The following is an 18312-nucleotide window of genomic DNA, read 5'->3' as shown; positions in this document are numbered from 1 at the left end:
CATATGACTCCAGACGATCAATTACTGGCGACATTTAGTGCAGAACTTGAATCATTACTGACACTCATCACCGATCATTTAAAAAAAATCGAACATAGTGAGTCTAGTGATTTAAGCCCTATGATGGAAGAAATTTCCCGCGCAGGACGAAATATTAAAGTTTCTGCATTTTCTGTTGGCATCGATGATCTGGGGAAAGTGGCTGAGTACATTGAAAAACTGTTTGAACCGTCTCAGAACGTATCATTTGAAATAATTAATTTAGGTTTTCACGCTGTGGAAGGAATGCGTGGAATTCTTCATGATTATATAGAAAAAAAACCACTTTCTGAGGATCATCATGCATTGTTGTATCAGTTACAACACGCTATAACCTATGTGGAGAAAACCGAAGAAATTCAAAGTATAGAGGAACAATCCACCTCAACTGAGCCCATTGTTCTTGCAGAAAAACCTACGCCAAAAGCATTAGATAATGAATTTATAAAAAAACTGGTTGAAACATTCAAAGTGGAACTCCAGGAAAATTTAATCACCATTACTGATGGCTTACTGCAACTTGAAAAAGGAACTCTGTCCGATCAGGAGTTCCAGAGTGTACTGGAAGAAATTTTTCGTATTGCTCATAACATCAAAGGTTCTTCGCGGGGTATAGGGGCTCTTGATGTAGGTGAGATTGCACATCATATAGAAACGTTATTTGCCGCAATCCAAAAAAAGAGTATAACAATTTCTCCGGGCCTGATTAATCTTTGTCTACAATCGATTGATTACATGAATGAAGCCATGCAATGTTTCAGTGAGCAAAAGCCACTATCTTTCGATTTAAAAAATCATTTATTGCAACTCGAACATCATACTGAATTATCCCCTGAAGAAATGCCATACTCTGAATCAGGTACTGAACCTTCAACAGTTAACAAAACGCCTACAACTCAAGAGGGACCAGTAAAAACAAGCGAATTTGAATCAATCCGTGTTTCTTTGCAAAATTTAGATCGTGTTTCGGTTTATACAGAAGAAATTCAAGCCATTAAAATTGCCATCGAAGAATATTACAACAAATTAACTAAGATTAATTTTAAAATCGAGCATCTGGTCCAATCATGGAAAAAAAATAAGACTAATTTAAAAGTTCTTACTCAAGAGGAAGAAGAACCAGGGGTCTCTTTGTTTTCTACAAGTTTTATTGAGTTATCCGAAATCCATAATTCAACTCGCTTAATGCAAAGAGAGTTGCGAATCCCTGTGAGTGAATTATCCATTTTATTAAATGCACTTCAGGATGAAATTCGCACTTTGCGACTTATTCCGGTAACCACTCAATTAAGTTATCTACCGCGAATCGTGCGTGATTTAGCCCTTGAATTGAATAAACAAGTCAATCTTGAAATAAATACTAACGATGTAAAAATTGATAAAATGATTCTCGATGGCTTGAAGGATCCGCTCGTGCATCTTTTGCGTAATGCAATCGACCACGGTATAGAAAAAACCGAAGTCCGTACCGCTGCAGGTAAATCACCTCAAGGTAATATTCGCATCAATGTCAATCAGGAAGACAATCAGATTGTGTTCAAAATTATTGATGATGGTGCCGGGATTAACACTGATGAAGTGATTCGCATTGCGCTGCAAAAGAAAATAATTACCCAATCTGAGCTTGAAAATATGAAAAAAGAAGATATTTATGAGCTCATTTTTCGACCGGGTTTTTCCACTCGAGAAATTGCCACTGATATTTCAGGGCGGGGCGTAGGTTTGGACGTCGTACGCTCCAATTTGCTTCGATTAAAAGGCCAGGTCAGTATCGAAAGCCAGTCTGGAAAAGGAACCGTTTTTTTTCTGAGAGTGCCACTCACTCTAGCTACGGAGCGTGGATTAACCATTAATTGTAACGATCAAATATTTGTAATTCTTACCAACTCTGTAGAAACAGTCATGCTATTAAAGCAACATGAAGTTATGATTGTAGAGGGAAGCCCAAGTGTTCTTGTCAAAGAACAACCAGTTTTGTTATGCTCTTTGTCTAAGGTACTGCATCTTGATGAAAAGAAACAAAATACAAAAGAACATATCTCTGTTGTGGTAATCAAAAAAAATGGGGACCGTATTGCCTTACTTGTCGACGAAATTATTGGTGAAAGGGAAATTGTACTCAAGCCGTTGCAAGAACCATTAACAAATATCCCTTGTGTCATTGGAGCTACTTTAACAGGAAGCAATCAAATTAATTTCGTATTAAACTCCGCGGAGATCATTAAAAAAATGCTGTTATAGTGAACTATTATCCATGATAAAAATTTTAATTGTTGATGACTCACCAACCGAAGCTGCATTAATTCAACACATCATAGAATCTGAAAAAGATATGGAAGTCATTGGTATTGCAAAAAATGGTAGAGAAGCAATTGATTTGACAGCCACATTAAATCCCGATCTCATTACGATGGATATTCAAATGCCTATTATGGATGGACTCGAAGCCACACGCATTATTATGGCCCAAAATCCGACACCGATAGTAGTGATCAGCTCCATGGTGAATGATGAGTCGCTCGCCGCCACATTCCATATCCTTGAAGCAGGTGCGTTAACTGCATTAGCAAAACCCGTTAATGTATTCTCTCCTGCTTTTGAAGAAAGCAGAGCACACATTGTTGATACCCTACGAAGTCTCTCTGATATTCGTGTAGTCAAAAAACCGTTAAAAAAACATTTGCCTCTTGATGAAAGCAAAAAGCATCAAACAGAACATGCTAATTATGAAATTATAGGAATAGGCGCTTCTGTTGGCGGCCCTATGGCATTAAAGACAATCCTCTCGCAATTAGGCCCTGATTTCCCATTACCTATCATGATTGTTCAACATATGAGTCCAGGCTTTATTCGAGGATTTGCACAATGGCTTGAAGAAAATACGCATCTTAAAGTAAAAAATGCAGTAAATTATGAACCATTACAAAAAGGAACCGTGTATGTAGCTCCGGAACACAAGCATATGGAAATTGAACGTGTACATGAACAATTAGTATGTAAATTAGTTGATGGACCTCCAGTTTCTGGTTTTTGTCCTTCAATTACCCGATTGCTGCACTCCATTGCTAAAGTTTCTGGGAACAAAGCGATTGGAATCCTATTAACTGGAATGAGTGATGATGGCTCAGAGGGTTTATTGGAATTAAAAAAAGCTCATGGGCATACCTTGATTCAAAATCAGGAGAGCTCCATCGTTTTTGGAATGGGCGCTGTGGCTCAGTCTTTGAATGCTGTAGACCAGGTCATTGGATTAGAGCAGATTGCAAGTTATTTAACCAAAATTTGTCCGACAAAACATGAGTAGCTCTTTTATGGAAAAAGAAAATCCAGTGATCTTGGTTGTGGATGACAGTGCCACTATGCGCTTGATTACCTGCAATGCATTAATCAAAGTGGGTTTTGAAGTCATTCAAGCTGAGCATGGAGAAGCCGCATTATCGCTACTTAAAACCTCTAAACCGGATGCTATTTTGCTGGATGTAGAAATGCCGGGTCTGAATGGTTTTGAAGTCTGTGCAGCGATTCGAAAATTACCTGATTGTCTTTTCCTTCCCATTATGATGGTCACTGGTTTAGAAGACTATGAATCCATTAATAAAGCCTTTCAGGCCGGAGCTACCGACTTTACAACCAAACCAATTAATCCAACGTTATTAGGATATCGAGTCCGTTATATGGTGCGAACCAATTCGTACTTTCAAGACTTACAGATTGCTGAACAAAGGGTCAAAGCCCTAAATGAAGAATTGATTAATAAGTTAGTCGAAATTCAACAAAATGCGGTTGCGGTAGCACGCTTTGTCCCTCAAGATTTCCTTAAGGTTCTGAATCGTAAAAATATTTCGGATATCAAACTCGGCGATTGTGTTGAAAAAGTAATGACCGTTCTATTTTTAGATATAAAATCGTTTACCTCCCTCGCTGAACGCTTATCTCCTGTTGAAATTTTCACTGTTTTTAACGAACTAATGAGTTATTTAGATCCTGCTATTTTAAAAAATTCTGGTCTTATAGATAAATATATTGGTGATGCCATTATGGCATTATTCAATAATGCTGATGATGCTGTGACTGCGGCATTGGACATGTTAGATGCTTTAGATGATTTTAATGCCGCACGTATTCGCGATAACCTGAAACCCATTAACGTAGGAATTGGGATAAACACCGGTAATTTGATTGTAGGTACCGTTGGTTTTGAAAAACGGATGGATTGCAGTGTAATTAGTGATGCTGTCAATATTGCTTCTCGACTTGAAACATTAACTAGAAATTTTAATATTGAACTCGTCATTGGTGAACAAACCTATGAAGAATTAAAACAAAAAGAAAAATACAATTTACGGAGCTTAGGTTTAACACAGGTGAAAGGTAAAAGCTTGCCTATAAAAATTTATGAAGTTTTTAATCATAACCCAGTAAGCGAAATGCAATTGAAAAAGGATTCGAGTACTCTTTTTACGAATGCATTAATGCATTATGACGCAAAACAATTTGCTGATGCAGCAAATCTTTTTGAGCAAATCGTAATAAATAATCCAAAGGACTCACCAGCACAATATTATTTGCAGCAATGCAAAGAAAAAATGATTGCTGCACAACCGTAATCAGACTAATTGCAAAATCTATAAGCGCAAGACCCCTAGGTGTCGCTTTTGCTTCACCAAGGGCAAAAAAATCCATTAACCTTGTTTAATTTGATCCACTACGTGTTGATTGAGATGGGTCACTATAAGACTGACTAATTTAACTGCTTGTTCATAATCACGTTTATCAAACATCCCAGCTTGTTGATGTGCATAGCGAATAGGAACTCCTATGTTGATACTGGGAACACCTGAACCCGAACCTTGAACTTTTGATCCATCCTGACCATAACCAATTTCTGATTCCAGTTGCACTTGAATATTATTTTTTTTTGCTAAATCTAAAACCCAGTTAAGTAGTTCTTGATGAGGAATCATCGAGCGATCATAGACAAATAAAGTAGGACCTTTACCCAAGGCAATTCGACCTTTGCGTTTTGCAATTAAAGCAGGATAATCATCCGCAATACCTACTTCAACATTAATTGTAATATCTGGATGAGTGCTGTGATATACCGTACTTGCGCCACGTAGACCAACCTCTTCCTGAACCGTTGCCGCAGCATAGAGTTGATTGGATTTATCCTGATTTTTTATGGAGTCAAGAACATCTCCGATAAGCGCAAGTCCCAAGCGATCGTCGAGCGCTTTTGCTAAAAAGCGGTTTTCACTTAATGGACTAAATTGACTCGCAGGAGTAACTTGCAATCCTGGACGCACATTAAATTTTGTTTCAGCCTGCTCTTTGGTTTCTGCACCGATATCAAGAAATATTGCACTCCCCGAGGGCAACTGATTTTTCTTGGCTTCATCAATAAGATGCGTCGAGTCCATTCCTGAATAAGCTAAAATAGGTCCATTAGGCGTGGATATCATCCAACGTTGTGCAAAAATTACTGAAGAAGGTATGCCGCCCAATGGAATAACTTTTATAAAACCATCTGCAGTAATTGATTCAATCATATATCCTACTTCATCCATATGTGCCATTAACAAGACATTAGGACCTTTCTGATTTCCTTTATATTGGCCAATTAAATTACCCATTCCATCTACAGTAATACTGTTCATGGATGGCTGCCATTGTTGCTTTACCGCATCGCGAACAGACTTCTCAAAACCAGATGCCCCTGCCAAATCAGTTAGTTTCGCCAAGGAGTGCTCGTCTGCAATAGCACTTGTTGCCCCAAGTAACATTAACCCTGCTGTGAAGAGATTTAATTTTTTCATGCCAATGTCCTTATCTAAAATCCAGTGTGTAAAACTACGATCAATAAGCCGGGAAAATTCAATTCCTCTACATCCTATGGCTTGTCTGAAGGGCTCAGAATGTGTTTTTTACCCAAATTATTGTGAAATTATTCTACTATAGTAACCCTCAAATATTTAGGCTATTATTGGCCTTTTTATTGGAATAATTTTTGCCATGCATACTGCCATTGTAATTCCTGCTCGTTATGCTTCAACTCGTTTACCAGGAAAACCTCTGGCAATGATTCAAGGGCAAACGATGTTGCAACGTGTAGTCCGCTTATCACATGCTGCTGCTGAAGGATTAGAAAATGTGTCTGTAGTCGTAGCAACCGACGATGAACGAATTGTCCAACATTGTAATCAACTGGGTGTTGCATCAGTAATGACTTCACCTGAAGCCCCCAGTGGAACGGATCGTGTAGCCGAAGCAATCCGGTCCATGAAGAACCAACCCGATTTCATTTTAAATATGCAGGGGGATGCCCCTTTAACGCCGCCAGATTTCTTACGTGCCCTAATTGATGCTTTTGCCACTTCTCCTTGTGACGTCGTCACTCCCGTAACCCAATTAACCTGGAAACAACTGGACGATTTGCGCCAAAATAAATTGACCACTCCCTTTAGTGGTACTACAGCCGTATTCGATGAAAAAACTGGCAACGCTTTTTGGTTTAGTAAAAATATCATTCCAGCCATACGCAAAGAAAATGAATTACGTCAAAAAGATGATAAGAGTCCTGTATTTCGTCATATTGGTTTATACGGTTATTCGCGAGATATGCTCGAACAATACCTGAGCTTGCCAGAAAGTAAATTTGAAAAAATGGAAGGGTTAGAGCAATTACGTATCTTGGAAAATGGTTATACTCTTCGTTGCATTCCCGTTGACTATAAAGGTCGTGCCAGTATGTCAGGTATTGATAGTCCAGAAGATGTAGTACGTGCTGAGGCATTGATTGCCCAACACGGTGAACTATTAGAGAGGATGTAACGATGACGACCCGATTACTGGTTGCACGCCATGGAAATACTTTTGCACCTGGCGATATTGTTCGTAGAGTAGGAACTACTGATTTGCCGCTCGTAGATAGTGGCTTGAATCAAGGACGCTTACTAGGCAACTACCTCCAAAATAATGGGCTTATTCCTGATGTCATCTTCACCTCAAAGCTCAAACGAGCCATACAAACAGCACAGCAAGCCCAAAGTACTATGGGGACCAATTTGCCGATTGAAACACTGGCCATTTTCAATGAAATCGATTATGGGCCTGATGAAAATCAACCCGAAGAAAAGGTTGTTGCGCGTCTAGGAAAAGAAGCAATTAATGCATGGGAAGCCCAGGCCATAGTGCCTGAAGGTTGGAAAGTCGATCCTTCGCTACTGATTCAGAATTGGCTGGATTTTTCGATACGTATTCGTAAAGAATACCCTGGAAAAACATGTTTGGTAGTTACCAGCAATGGGATTGCCCGCTTCGCACCTTATTTAACTGGTGACTTTGCAACATTCAGTGCGCAATATGGGATCAAAGTCGCAACAGGCGGATTGTGTGTCTTTGAAAACAACGAGCCATCTGAGGAATGGCAGTGTCTGGCATGGAATATAAAGCCACTGTGAAACCTGGAAACAAGTTACATGATATTCTGAGTAAGCGAAGTTGGTGCGGGATAAGAATTACAATTTGGCAATAAAGCAAGCCAATAAGGCTATGGCATTACTACAAGCCCTAAGTCCTGACTCGGGTACTTATCCGAATGAAGCAGATTATTTTATTAAAAATTGACAACCGACTTTATGGGTAAGCAATTATCCTAAATTACTGCAAATAAAACACAAATACGTCCCCAAAATCTATTTAGCTGCCATCATTGTGTAGGGAGTGAGTAAGGGGCTGTTGACTGTAGCTGCATAATCCTAACGGAGGATACGTCATCCTGAATGCAGTGAGGGGGCTCCAGAAGATGGGTATGAGTAAAATCCGGAGATCCTTCGTTGTAAACTCCTCAGGATAACGTGTGGTCGTGAATCCCTTCTAGATACTGTCTTTAAACATCATCAAAGTAATTTTTTAATGTTTGTTGCACATCCAAATTGAGCTCACCAGAATTAGGATCGATAGCGCTTACCGTATCCCCAAGATAACCAATCGCCCAGAAGAAGATGTTGTTGGTTTCCATGTTCGCTTGCAAATAAGGCATAACTGAATTGGTAAAAAATGCCTTACCTTTTGCAGTTTTCCATGAGGCCTCACCAAGCACAACCGGATAACCTGCTTTGGATAAAAATCCCCATGACCAGTCGAAACGTAATTGGCTTGGAATTCCGGGTGCAGTTTCCCAACCAGCGACCTCAGCAGGATACACATGCGGTGAAAAAACGATATGACTGTTTTGCGCTTGTGCATCACCCAGCAACCACTGCAAAGCAGTCTGATTAATTCCTTGGCTCACTAATTCTTTTTTAAATTTGTCCTTATCAAATACTGCTACTCCATTTTTAGCCTGTTTTTCATTGAGTAAAGGCTTGAAATCTTCTCCCCAATTCCCTTTAAAGAACATCCGATCTGACGCGCCACATAAAGCGGGATCAGGCGAGTGACTGTATCCATTATCATTCACGATCTTTGATTTAGGGACACAAATTACAGGGTTGTTTGAATCATCATTTCCTGAATCAGGGCCTTCCACAAAGAGCAACAAATTAGAGTTGTTTTTTTGAACTGCATTGGCAGCTGTTGCTATGACTTTTGTCCATGGTACTTGCGAGTCATGCGTTTTAAACCAATTTAAACGATAAGGTTCATTAAAAATATCAATGCCCAATACATTATCTAAGTTACGCTTTTTAATTTCTGTAGCTAAAAGAGAAATATCTTGTTCGTATCGATTCATATCGTATACCGTGCCATCTCGCATTGCATCGCCATAGCCGTGACGATGATGGATGTCAATCATTACCCGGATATTCTTCTTTTTTAACTCCTGTAAAACAGTCCAGAACGCTTGTTTCGGGCTCACTGCTTTTTCACAAGCACTTCCATTACTTTGCCATGTTTTACAAAATAAACCATTACCTGCGCTGGGGGCTGCTTTATCTGAAAGCCACTTATTCAAATCAACCTCATGTTGATCATCATAAAGAACTTCAGGCTGTATGGGTAATCGTACGGTTTTAAAACTCACCCCCGAATTTCTATCTACGCCTGAACTTGGGAACTCCCATGGCTTGCTGATCAAATTCATCATTCCATAAGCTCTTGGGCTGGAACTCAACGAGGGAATTGCATAAAAAGGATTGCTCTGTAAGCCTTGAAAAACATTGGTGTCCTGAAATCCAGACCATGATAGACCATCTATATGAACAAGTTGACCTTTATCATTGTAAATTTTACTTTCCCGAGTTTGGTAGGAGTACGCATCCAATGCAAGCATTAATAATAAACAGCTTCCTAATACTTTCATTTTTTTCATTCACTGTACCTCCAAATTAATACATGGATACTTTTTAAAGTGGACGTTATTTAACCACTGATACATAAATTTCAGGCAACAAATGGATGAGTTTTGCAAAAATTTAACAAATGGGATTTGAATTCAATTGACGCAAAAACAAAAAGCCTGATCGAAGCGCAACCCGAAAATCGTAATCCATTCGAAATTCCCGAGTTACACTTCAAACTAAAGAAGGGGCATTACCCTACATGTGAAAAACGGCGATCATTTTCATAAATTGATTTTTTAACCAATTCATCCATGTCAGCGCTAGGTTCACAAGATTGATACACAACTTTTAATGGAGAAACATCCACAGTTGATTTGGTACTATTATTTTGCAAATAACCATCTAAGTTTCTAAAGGTAGAATATTTATCGGCAGCAAACTCTTGGCATTGAGCCATGGTTTCGTCTTGGCATATTGAAAATTTAATTAAATGTTCTGAGTGAAATGGCTCATAGCTTTTTGAAAAAACATACTGCATATCGTACAAAACGCTATCTGCGCCTGCACAAAAATAAGAACCGGATTGGAACTTGTCATTCTCGAATACATCACTACGAATAAAACGACCTTCACCAGGTTGCAAACCAGCAAGTGTCACTTTATGAGTTGCTATTTCTTTAGGATTGTCTGCAAAAGCATAACCAGTTAAAACCAAACCCAATATTACCGAGGCTACTTTCATCATTCTGTTTTAACTCCTAATTTGAAATAAATATTCTTTGTAATGATTTTATTCTCCTTAAACCACTGCAAAGAACAAGAAAACAAGAGATTGTCTAAAAATAAAACAACTACTCTGATCAATTTCAGTCCGTCATTATACCCTATTTCATACGAATAGTGTAAAAATTTATAAATTAATTCTCATTTTGCTCGAAAACAGCTTATTTAAATGGTTCTAGAATTGTTGAACTATCGATAAATTAGATAGAGCGCCTAGCTCTTAAGCGGGCAGTCTCTTTTTGGCCTACTTGCATTTTTTATTAACCAAATAAAAACTATTTGGTACAATTGCCCAAATAAAAACTAACTGTGCGATGAATGTCTAAAGAGTTAATCCAAAATTTTAGAACTGCATTAATATATTATTTGCAAAACCCCTATGATAGAAAGCATAAAAAAAATCTAACCGCATCTGCTTTTGCAATATATGATCATGCTGTGAAATGCAATAATAGCATTGAACCCGATAAATTTATGAACTCTATCGATAAAATGGTACATGTTGCAGCTCGTGGAATTAAAGTACATCCTTATCTTGGAAAAGTATTGGATTCGTTTTCTCATGAATTATCGATGTTGGATCAGGGGCATAAAGCATACGCATTTCATGTACTCACAATCACTTATAACTGGTATTTAAAAGAACATGTAATTAATCCGGAAAAACTCGCGCGGGAAAAACTAGAGCTAATACAAAAAACAATCCAACAATTAAAAGTTAATAATAATCCTTATGTTACAGAATTAGAAAGTGCTCTAGCAAAACTAACCGCATCAGTTAATCAATATTTTACTTTATCGCCCGAGAAACAATTGTACGAGCATTCAGCATTTGAAAAAAAGCTAAAATTTATTTGCACTGAACATCAAACCGCCATCGCAAGTGATGTGCGATTTAAATCTGCTGTTTACAACTTCCTTGCAGTAATTTTTAATATTTTTAATGTGTTTGGGTTTTCTCTTGGTAATGAATACCAAAGAACAAATAGGTTGTTCCAAAAAGCTTCATTGACTCCAAAAAATACCTTATCCTATTTTAGAGTTCCCTTTATTAAAGTTGAGGATACGTTTGAGGAGGATAAAGATGAATCACCCGTTGGTTTTGGTCTCTCATAAAATTTAGTTGAAGCCTATGTGCATATCATCCTCAGGTTCAAGACCATTTACTATAGTTGAATCTGGTGCTGCATGAAGATGATGTTGTCCTGTAGGATTTTTATAAATTTTATGCTTTGAATTAGGTGCTTTTCGTTCAATTTCTTCAAAATTAGATTTGTTTACCAACCCATCTGTCTCGGAGTAATGGATTTCTATTGGAATTGGATTTTTGGCATGCCCTTCTTCGAAATATCGTGTTAAGTTTTTAAAAGCGTTCGCTACAAAAGAAATAAAATCTGAAAGAGATGAAAGCGCAGAAGCACCGCCTTCTCGTCTTATTCCTCGTTGCCCTATTAGATGAGCATGCTCATCTTTGTCACTCGGATTAAATTTAATCGTTGGTAAATTACCAATGATTTGTAACAGTGGATTTTTCATAGCTGCTGGGGCTACTAACTGAATTTTTTTTATCTTATCTTTAGGCAAATTTGGAGGCGGATTTTCATTGAGTTCATGGATCATATTTAATGCATTGGCAATAACTGCACCTCCTAGGCTGTGGCCTAATAAGATTATTTCATCGACATTGGGATCAGAATAGGCCTTTTCTAACATGCTATAAAAATCTAATTGCATTTGTTTAATATTTAAATCCTCTTTCCCGCGAGACTCATCAAAAGCAGCGCCGGACTGATCGTAACTTATAACCTTATAACCTCTTCTGACATACTGGTTAGCAACCACATTAAAAGTGTTTACGCTGTCTTGCAATCCATGTACCGCTAATACTAATTTTTTGCCTGCTTCATTTTCTGGAGCAAAATCAGACCATGTTTTTATTTGTAATGTTCTATTATCATTTTCAGCTTTATATTGCTTAAATCCTTGTGGATGTTTGGCAGAAAAATCAACAATGGCCTGCTTTATTAAAATCTCAAACCGGCTTGAAAAGCCTCTGCTAAAACTTGAGGATAAGAAATGGCTTGCTATCTCTTTAACCACCTCATCAATTCTATCTGGTGGTACCTTTTGTGGACTACGATAACTATTTAAGATTTCTCTTATTGCGTAGAGATCAGCTACCCTCTTCTTATTGGGATTAGGATTTAAATCTTCATATCGCTTACAAGCGTATTCTATTACTTTGGCAAAGTCATATTCTATGGTTGCTGTGCTATAGCTGGCATAAGGTTCTAATGCACCCAAGGCCTTTTGCATTGTTTTATTTATTTCTTCTTCCACCTTAGCTTTTTTTGAGTTTCCTTTAGTAACAATAAAAGCAGCTAAGCAAGTATGCCAATTTTTGGTATCTGAATAGTTTCCTTGTGGTGTTTCTTTTGCTTTTTCTACTAAAGATGAAATTACTTCATCCATTTGGTTTTAATTAATTTTTATAATGTTCTTTGAAATTAAACTGGTTAATGCAAGCTTACAGGCTTCTGCTAAAGCGGCATCCTTTCTGGATTCAACTACCATGGCATCTAATTTTTCTTGGTATAAAAGAAGAGCAGCCCTATTGTAATTAATAAAATCAGGGTTGTTCTTAGTAAATGATTGATACGCTTTTAGGCTTGTGGGATGTTTAGGGATCTGTTCCGCAGGATGATTAGGGTATTTTCTTGCGCAATAAACAGCAAATGCTTCATTCAGATAGCTTAATTTAAGGGTGTTTAGATCGGAAAAACTTTCATCTCTATGAAGCTGTTGGACTTTGGACCGAGAGCCTAATGTAGTATAAATGTCTTTATAGCTATTTCCCATTCCACACCTCATTCAAAAATACTTTTTATTTTTGCTGATATGTATTTTTTTATTCTCTTCTGGGGTGGAATTATTTTTTATCATATCGTATAAATATTATACCATAAAATTTTCCTGCTTATATTTTTATCGCTCTACTTTATTTGTGACTCACTGCACTATTTCTATGAATTGTTGCGGATTTTAACAATCGTTGATCAACTAATTACCATAATGGCAAGTAAATAATAACTATTTGATTTCATGCCAAAAAAGTCTTTGCGATTAAAAAAAAATGAGTTATAACTCTCTCTTACCTGAATCAAGGATTGACGGGTATTATCTAGGATTGTTCAGCATGATGCTGAACATTATTTTTTCATGGAGTGAGAAAATGAACAGTAAAGTATTTTCGCAACGCTTCAATCGCGAGTTGGCTTCATTGGACTTTCCAGAGGAATTAACCGAGAAAGTCAAAGCCGTAGCTAAAGTATTCGGTATTTCACGTCATTTAGCTAACTCTTTAATCTTTGGCCACATACTTCCAGCAGCAGAACAACTTAATAGGATCGCCGAGATTTTAGAAGTTTGTCCGAAATGGTTATGTGGGGCAACCGACCGAAAAAAAACTTATCAAGCTCGTGAAACTGCAGAATGATGTATAATAGTTAAAGTTGAGATAATTATTATATATTTGTAAAATGCTGTATCTGATCTTAAATTCGATTATTAGATACAGCATATGTATCTATTTTCATCATAGAAAATAGCTTTTATTCGCGGGTTACTACCATCATGGAATGCTTAAGTTTTTGTATTGCCAAATCAATTGATTTATCACGTGTCGACAGTCATTTTAAAAATGCTTCAACTGACTTTACCTCATTGAAAACTCGAGATGTTCTAAAGTTAAGTGCAAACCACAACAAAGACCATACAATATTCATTTTTAAAAATGGCACAGTGGTTTCATGGGGGATCAAACGTTATCAGATTAATGACTATCTAAACACCATTAAGCAGCTGATTGATAAACCGGTCACACTTTTGGTGCATGATGAATTTCATTATCAATTCAGTGATAAAACTACGATAGAACCACATGATTTTTTCGATGTGGACTGCCTGACTATAGAGGATGAGAGTGATGAACTCAAACTCAGTCTCTCTTACGGGTTTTCTCAATCCGTCAAATTACAATATTTTGAAACCATTATTGATGCGCTAATCGATAAATATAATCCTACGATTCAAACGCTTTCGCATACCGGTGAAATGGAAATTAGCCGTACTCAAATACAACAAATTATAGGGGAAATCCTTGGTGCTAAAAGTGAACTGAATTTAATTAGTAATTTCCTTTATCACCCTAAATATTTTTGGCAACATCCAACCTTAGAAGAACATTTTACCATGTTGGAACGTTACCTACATATTCAAAGACGCGTCAATGCGATTAATCATCGACTCGATACTCTAAATGAAATTTTTGATATGTTTAATGGTTACTTAGATAATCGACATGGCCATAACTTGGAGATTATCATTATCGTCTTAATTATTTTGGAAATTATTGTTGCGGTCTTAAACTTACATTTTTAATAAATTAGGCTGTAATTAGAGCAAATTAATCCAAAACAAGCTATTCTTTACAAAAATGAATAATAATTTATTATCAATTATGCTTAGTAAAACAAATCAACTTAATAAAGATCAGCTCAAAGATCTAGAATATTTAAAAACCGCATGCAAAAAAAATGACGGCAGTGTACCCAATTTATACACTCACTTGCTCATACAAAAAAGAAATTTACCTACGCTCGTGCTGAACTATGACAAAAAAAAATTAGTCGGCTTTCTGAGTGTTTTTTTCTTTTACGAAGATGCAGTTGAAGTTTCTCTACTTGTTCACCCAAATTATCGTCGGAAAGGCATAGCCAAAAAATTGCTTCACAATATATTACCGCTTGTGCAAGAACAAGGTTTTCAAAAATTGATTTTTTCTAATCCTGCTCATATAAATAGTCCGTGGTTAACTGAGCTTGGTTTTTCGTATCTGCATAGTGAATACTATATGGAGCGACATGATTTAAACCCATTACTGGATTACAAAAAAAATCTAACATACCGCACTGCAACAGAAAAAGATATTCCATTGCTTTGCGTCTTAGATGAAGCCTGTTTCTTCAAAACCCAAGCAGAATTAGTTCCTCGTTTTGAACACATTCTTAGTGATAGAACCTATCAAATAATACTGGCCTTTGAAGATAATCACCTTGTAGGAAAAGCACACATTCGCTGGGAAAACCATGGTGCAACGCTTTCTGATATTGCCGTTTTACCAATTCGCCAAGGTAAAGGATTGGGGACAGCCTTGATTTCTCATTGTATTAATTATGCTTTAAGCGAGGGGAAACCCGATCTGAATCTTGATGTAGAAACACACAATCAAAAAGCGCTTAATCTATATACCCGCCTAGGTTTTCTAACTCAAAATTCATGTGATTACTGGGAAATTAACCTCTTCGAATTGCAAAAACGAATTAAACCAAAAAACAAACATTGATATGTCTTCGCTACTCGAGGTACCTTTTATATCGATGTGGTGAGCAGAACTGAAACTCTGCTGTCCCAGAAAAACAGATTATATTGGCTGCGCTGAGTAATCATCACAACCATTAAGTTAATAAAACTGTCGTTCCCGCTGAAGGCGGGAATCCATTTCTCGAAAATCGCTCAATACTACAAAAAAAATCGATTCCCATCTTCGCGGGAACGACACTTAATGACAGTGTGAGTAACCATTTCCTTAAAATAAAACCTCTTCATATAGAGCTTGACAGAATTTAAACCCCGCCTTTAGTATTGTCCTAAAAAAGCCGTAACAACTTTTTTTCTCAAAATCGTTCGTTCAGCTTACATAAAAGACGTCTCACATTTAAAAAATTAAAAGGGATCATTGATGAAAAAAAGGGTTGTTATAACCGGCATGGAAATAACCTCTTCCATAGGAACAAGTTTAAACAAATTCTGGGAAGCGGCAAAACAAGGGCACTGTGGAATAAAACGCATTCAGAGCTATGATCCTTCCTTGTACCCAACACAAATAGCAGGGGAAATCACGGATTTTTCACTGGAGCATCTTCCGGAGCTTAATAAAAATAAACGTTATCCACGGGTCGCTCAATTCGCACTCTATTGTACACATAATGCCATAGAACAATCTGGACTTACTCCTCAGGAACTCAGCAAAACAGGGACTTTCATAGGAACTGGAATGGGTGGATATCCCGAATCAGAAAGCAGTTATAAATTTTTCTTTGATGATAATTGGAAAAAAATGCAACCTCTGACGGTTATTCGAGGAATGTCTAACTCCATTGCCAATTTTATTGCCATCGGATTTGGCCTGGGTGGACCCAATTCGACGATTTCGAATGCATGTGTTTCCTCGGCAGATGCCATAGGAACAGCTTACCAACAAATCGCTCATGGTCGACTTTCCACTGCTGTCTGTGGCGGTACAGAAGCACCTCTTTGGGAATCGATGATGTCTGCTTGGTGCAAATTAAAGGTGATGGCAACCAATAATGAGACACCAACAAAAGCCTGCCGTCCATTTGATCTGAATCGTGAGGGGATGGTGATGGCGGAAGGAGCCGGAATTTTAATTCTTGAAGAATTAAATCACGCCCGAGCACGAGGAGCCACTATTTTTGCGGAAATTATTGGTTTTGGGTCCAGCTGTGATGCATTTCATATTACCGCCCCCTCTTCAGAAGGACAGCAACGTGCGATTCAGGGGGCATTAGATGACGCTAAATTATCATCGCGAGATATCCAATATCTCAAAGCTCATGGTACCGGAACACCATTAAATGACAAAATTGAAACACAAACGATTAAATCAATATTTGGTGAACGAGCCTATGAAATCCCGGTCACCGCACAAAAATCAATGACTGGGCATGCCATAGGAGCCTCTGGGGTAATGGAAGTCATTTCCACATCACTGAGTCTACAGCATGATTTATTATTACCTACAATTAACTTGGAAACTCCAGATCCTGCCTGCGACTTGGATTATGTCCCTAATGAAGCACGGAAAAAAGCTATTGATATCGTACTATCTAATCATTTTGCCTTTGGAGGCGCCAACGTAGCCTTGATCCTACGCAGGTACATCAAATAGAGGCGTAGCCTGGGTGCTTGCAACTAAATTTTCTACACATCGCTGAAAAACCAGCCCATCTCTATTCCGACGTCCCGCGGCTTTGTCCGTGGGATCCAGAAGATCTACCCTAAAACACTGGACCCCGCGGACAAAGTCGCGGGGCGTAGACGCAGATGTGATCTAGAGGCCGCTGTTTGCAAAGAGGAATTCTTTACACCACAGCTACTTAAAACATATAACCCACACTGAACAATAATTCTGCAGTATATAAATGGGGCATACCGGGGCCTTGGTCTAAGGTCGCACCATCATCACCTAAATAATTTTTACCCCAATCTGCAAATTCAGCGCCTACACCTACTTGCCAGTTAGGGGTTAACATTTTTTGCACGCCTAACCCAACAGTATAGGAAAAAGCAACCGTACTGGCAGTGTCAAACCAGTAGGTAGGATACAGAACTGGATCGATTGTAGTAGGAAACCAATCATGAGCATGGTTCCAACCCACACCAAAACTACCACTTAAATAAGGCTGAACTGCTTGGAACCCGCAAGCAATAAGTTTCCCTTTAAACTCCGCCCGCACATGACTTACCTTATAGCTATAGGTATAAACATCGGGAACACCATCAACAGAAACTGTTCCTGAAAGACTCGCATCACTGGCTGCGGCCACCCCGAGTCCAAATTGAGCAATAACATTGCTTGCACCAATAAAATGCTGTAGTCCAAAAAACAATTCACCCGATCCTAACCAATCGGATTTCGAGTCAGCTAGATATAAGTTGTTCTGCGGGGGCGGAAAAGGATAAAGATATTGATCTTTCCCTGGATTAGACCACGCAGGTCCCCCACTTACGATAATGATTGAGGACCAAACCTGGGGTAACACTGGGGCATAAGGATCTACCATAGCAAATACATTTACGGTAAACAGCGCACAAAACCCTGAGGCTATTATTTTTTTCAACATACATGTCCTTTTGATTTTTAATCATGAAATCCTAAGCATTCAGGCTAATTTTATACAGTATTTGGACCTACTTTTCTATACTTCATATCACTACATTTTAACCGCGGCTGCCGGGCTTTGTTGCGCTTCAGAAAATGGTTCATAATCTTCATCCAATGAAGTCAAAATTGTAGTCACGGTGAAAGACAGCGAGCTCAGGTATCACCATATTTTATTCCAAT

General features: G+C 38.0%; 16 protein-coding genes and 1 pseudogene. 11 read left to right on the top strand and 6 right to left on the bottom strand.

Annotation, left to right across the window (positions count from 1 at the left end; translation table 11 throughout):
* The first annotated feature begins 3 nt into the window (after positions 1–3).
* The 3 genes from ACWTEW_RS10570 to ACWTEW_RS10560 are packed head-to-tail and all read left to right on the top strand — an operon-like array spanning position 4 to position 4646.
* Positions 4–2280 carry a chemotaxis protein CheA gene (locus ACWTEW_RS10570; RefSeq protein ID WP_454781637.1) on the top strand — a complete coding sequence of 759 codons (2277 nt, stop codon included), beginning with the start codon at positions 4–6 and terminating at the stop codon, positions 2278–2280.
* A gap of 13 nt (positions 2281–2293) precedes the next feature.
* Positions 2294–3343 (top strand): chemotaxis-specific protein-glutamate methyltransferase CheB, encoded by a 1050-nt coding sequence (gene cheB / locus ACWTEW_RS10565; RefSeq protein ID WP_454781636.1) that lies wholly within the window; start codon positions 2294–2296, stop codon positions 3341–3343.
* Between the two features lie 7 nt (positions 3344–3350).
* Complete coding sequence (locus ACWTEW_RS10560; RefSeq protein WP_454781635.1) at positions 3351–4646, top strand: response regulator; 1296 nt, start codon at positions 3351–3353, stop codon at positions 4644–4646.
* Between the two features lie 75 nt (positions 4647–4721).
* Here the strand turns inward: ACWTEW_RS10560 and ACWTEW_RS10555 are convergent, their stop codons facing one another.
* A complete protein-coding gene (locus ACWTEW_RS10555) occupies positions 4722–5822 on the bottom strand; it encodes a M42 family metallopeptidase (protein ID WP_454781715.1) in 1101 nt (366 codons plus the stop codon).
* Between the two features lie 229 nt (positions 5823–6051).
* Here ACWTEW_RS10555 and kdsB point away from each other — a divergent pair, with 229 nt between their 5' ends.
* From kdsB to ACWTEW_RS10540, 3 genes and pseudogenes are all read left to right on the top strand, one after another.
* On the top strand, positions 6052–6870 hold the full coding sequence (gene kdsB / locus ACWTEW_RS10550) for a 3-deoxy-manno-octulosonate cytidylyltransferase (RefSeq protein ID WP_454781634.1): 819 nt from the start codon (positions 6052–6054) through the stop codon (positions 6868–6870).
* Positions 6871–6872: 2 nt separating this feature from the next.
* Entirely contained in the window at positions 6873–7499 is a 627-nt protein-coding gene (locus ACWTEW_RS10545; protein ID WP_454781633.1) for a histidine phosphatase family protein, read from the top strand.
* Between the two features lie 73 nt (positions 7500–7572).
* Positions 7573–7769, top strand: a pseudogene (locus tag ACWTEW_RS10540) (BBE domain-containing protein); the annotation flags it as partial.
* Positions 7770–7927: 158 nt separating this feature from the next.
* On the opposite strand, the gene ACWTEW_RS10535 reads toward ACWTEW_RS10540, so the two are convergent.
* Positions 7928–9352 carry a cellulase family glycosylhydrolase gene (locus ACWTEW_RS10535; RefSeq protein ID WP_454781632.1) on the bottom strand — a complete coding sequence of 475 codons (1425 nt, stop codon included), beginning with the start codon at positions 9350–9352 and terminating at the stop codon, positions 7928–7930.
* A gap of 221 nt (positions 9353–9573) precedes the next feature.
* Positions 9574–10068 (bottom strand): hypothetical protein, encoded by a 495-nt coding sequence (locus ACWTEW_RS10530; protein WP_454781631.1) that lies wholly within the window; start codon positions 10066–10068, stop codon positions 9574–9576.
* Positions 10069–10424: 356 nt separating this feature from the next.
* Between ACWTEW_RS10530 and ACWTEW_RS10525 the strand changes: the two genes are divergently transcribed.
* Complete coding sequence (locus tag ACWTEW_RS10525; protein ID WP_454781630.1) at positions 10425–11222, top strand: hypothetical protein; 798 nt, start codon at positions 10425–10427, stop codon at positions 11220–11222.
* Positions 11223–11225: 3 nt separating this feature from the next.
* Here ACWTEW_RS10525 and ACWTEW_RS10520 read toward each other — a convergent pair whose 3' ends face one another.
* Entirely contained in the window at positions 11226–12578 is a 1353-nt protein-coding gene (locus tag ACWTEW_RS10520; RefSeq protein WP_454781629.1) for an alpha/beta hydrolase, read from the bottom strand.
* Positions 12579–12584: 6 nt separating this feature from the next.
* Complete coding sequence (locus ACWTEW_RS10515) at positions 12585–12965, bottom strand: hypothetical protein (RefSeq protein WP_454781628.1); 381 nt, start codon at positions 12963–12965, stop codon at positions 12585–12587.
* A 373-nt stretch (positions 12966–13338) separates the two neighbouring features.
* Here ACWTEW_RS10515 and ACWTEW_RS10510 point away from each other — a divergent pair, with 373 nt between their 5' ends.
* The 4 genes from ACWTEW_RS10510 to ACWTEW_RS10495 all read left to right on the top strand — a co-directional run bounded on the left by ACWTEW_RS10510 (position 13339) and on the right by ACWTEW_RS10495 (position 17136).
* Positions 13339–13602, top strand: a complete 264-nt coding sequence (locus ACWTEW_RS10510; RefSeq protein WP_454781627.1) for a hypothetical protein — start codon at positions 13339–13341, stop codon at positions 13600–13602.
* A 137-nt stretch (positions 13603–13739) separates the two neighbouring features.
* The gene (locus ACWTEW_RS10505; RefSeq protein ID WP_454781626.1) at positions 13740–14546 is read left to right on the top strand and encodes an RMD1 family protein; all 807 of its coding nucleotides are present in this window, start codon (positions 13740–13742) and stop codon (positions 14544–14546) included.
* A 79-nt stretch (positions 14547–14625) separates the two neighbouring features.
* The gene (locus tag ACWTEW_RS10500) at positions 14626–15510 is read left to right on the top strand and encodes a GNAT family N-acetyltransferase (protein ID WP_454781625.1); all 885 of its coding nucleotides are present in this window, start codon (positions 14626–14628) and stop codon (positions 15508–15510) included.
* 396 nt (positions 15511–15906) lie between these two features.
* Positions 15907–17136 (top strand): beta-ketoacyl-[acyl-carrier-protein] synthase family protein, encoded by a 1230-nt coding sequence (locus ACWTEW_RS10495; protein WP_454781624.1) that lies wholly within the window; start codon positions 15907–15909, stop codon positions 17134–17136.
* 208 nt (positions 17137–17344) lie between these two features.
* On the opposite strand, the gene ACWTEW_RS10490 is transcribed toward ACWTEW_RS10495, so the two are convergent.
* Positions 17345–18091: an outer membrane protein gene (locus tag ACWTEW_RS10490; protein WP_454781623.1), complete on the bottom strand. Its 747-nt coding sequence runs from the start codon at positions 18089–18091 to the stop codon at positions 17345–17347.
* Positions 18092–18312 lie beyond the last annotated feature (221 nt).

It is taken from the genome of Legionella stuttgartensis (genome assembly GCF_977063405.2).
The sequence above is the reverse complement of the archived record's forward strand: the minus strand, read 5'-3'. Positions and strand labels throughout refer to the sequence as shown.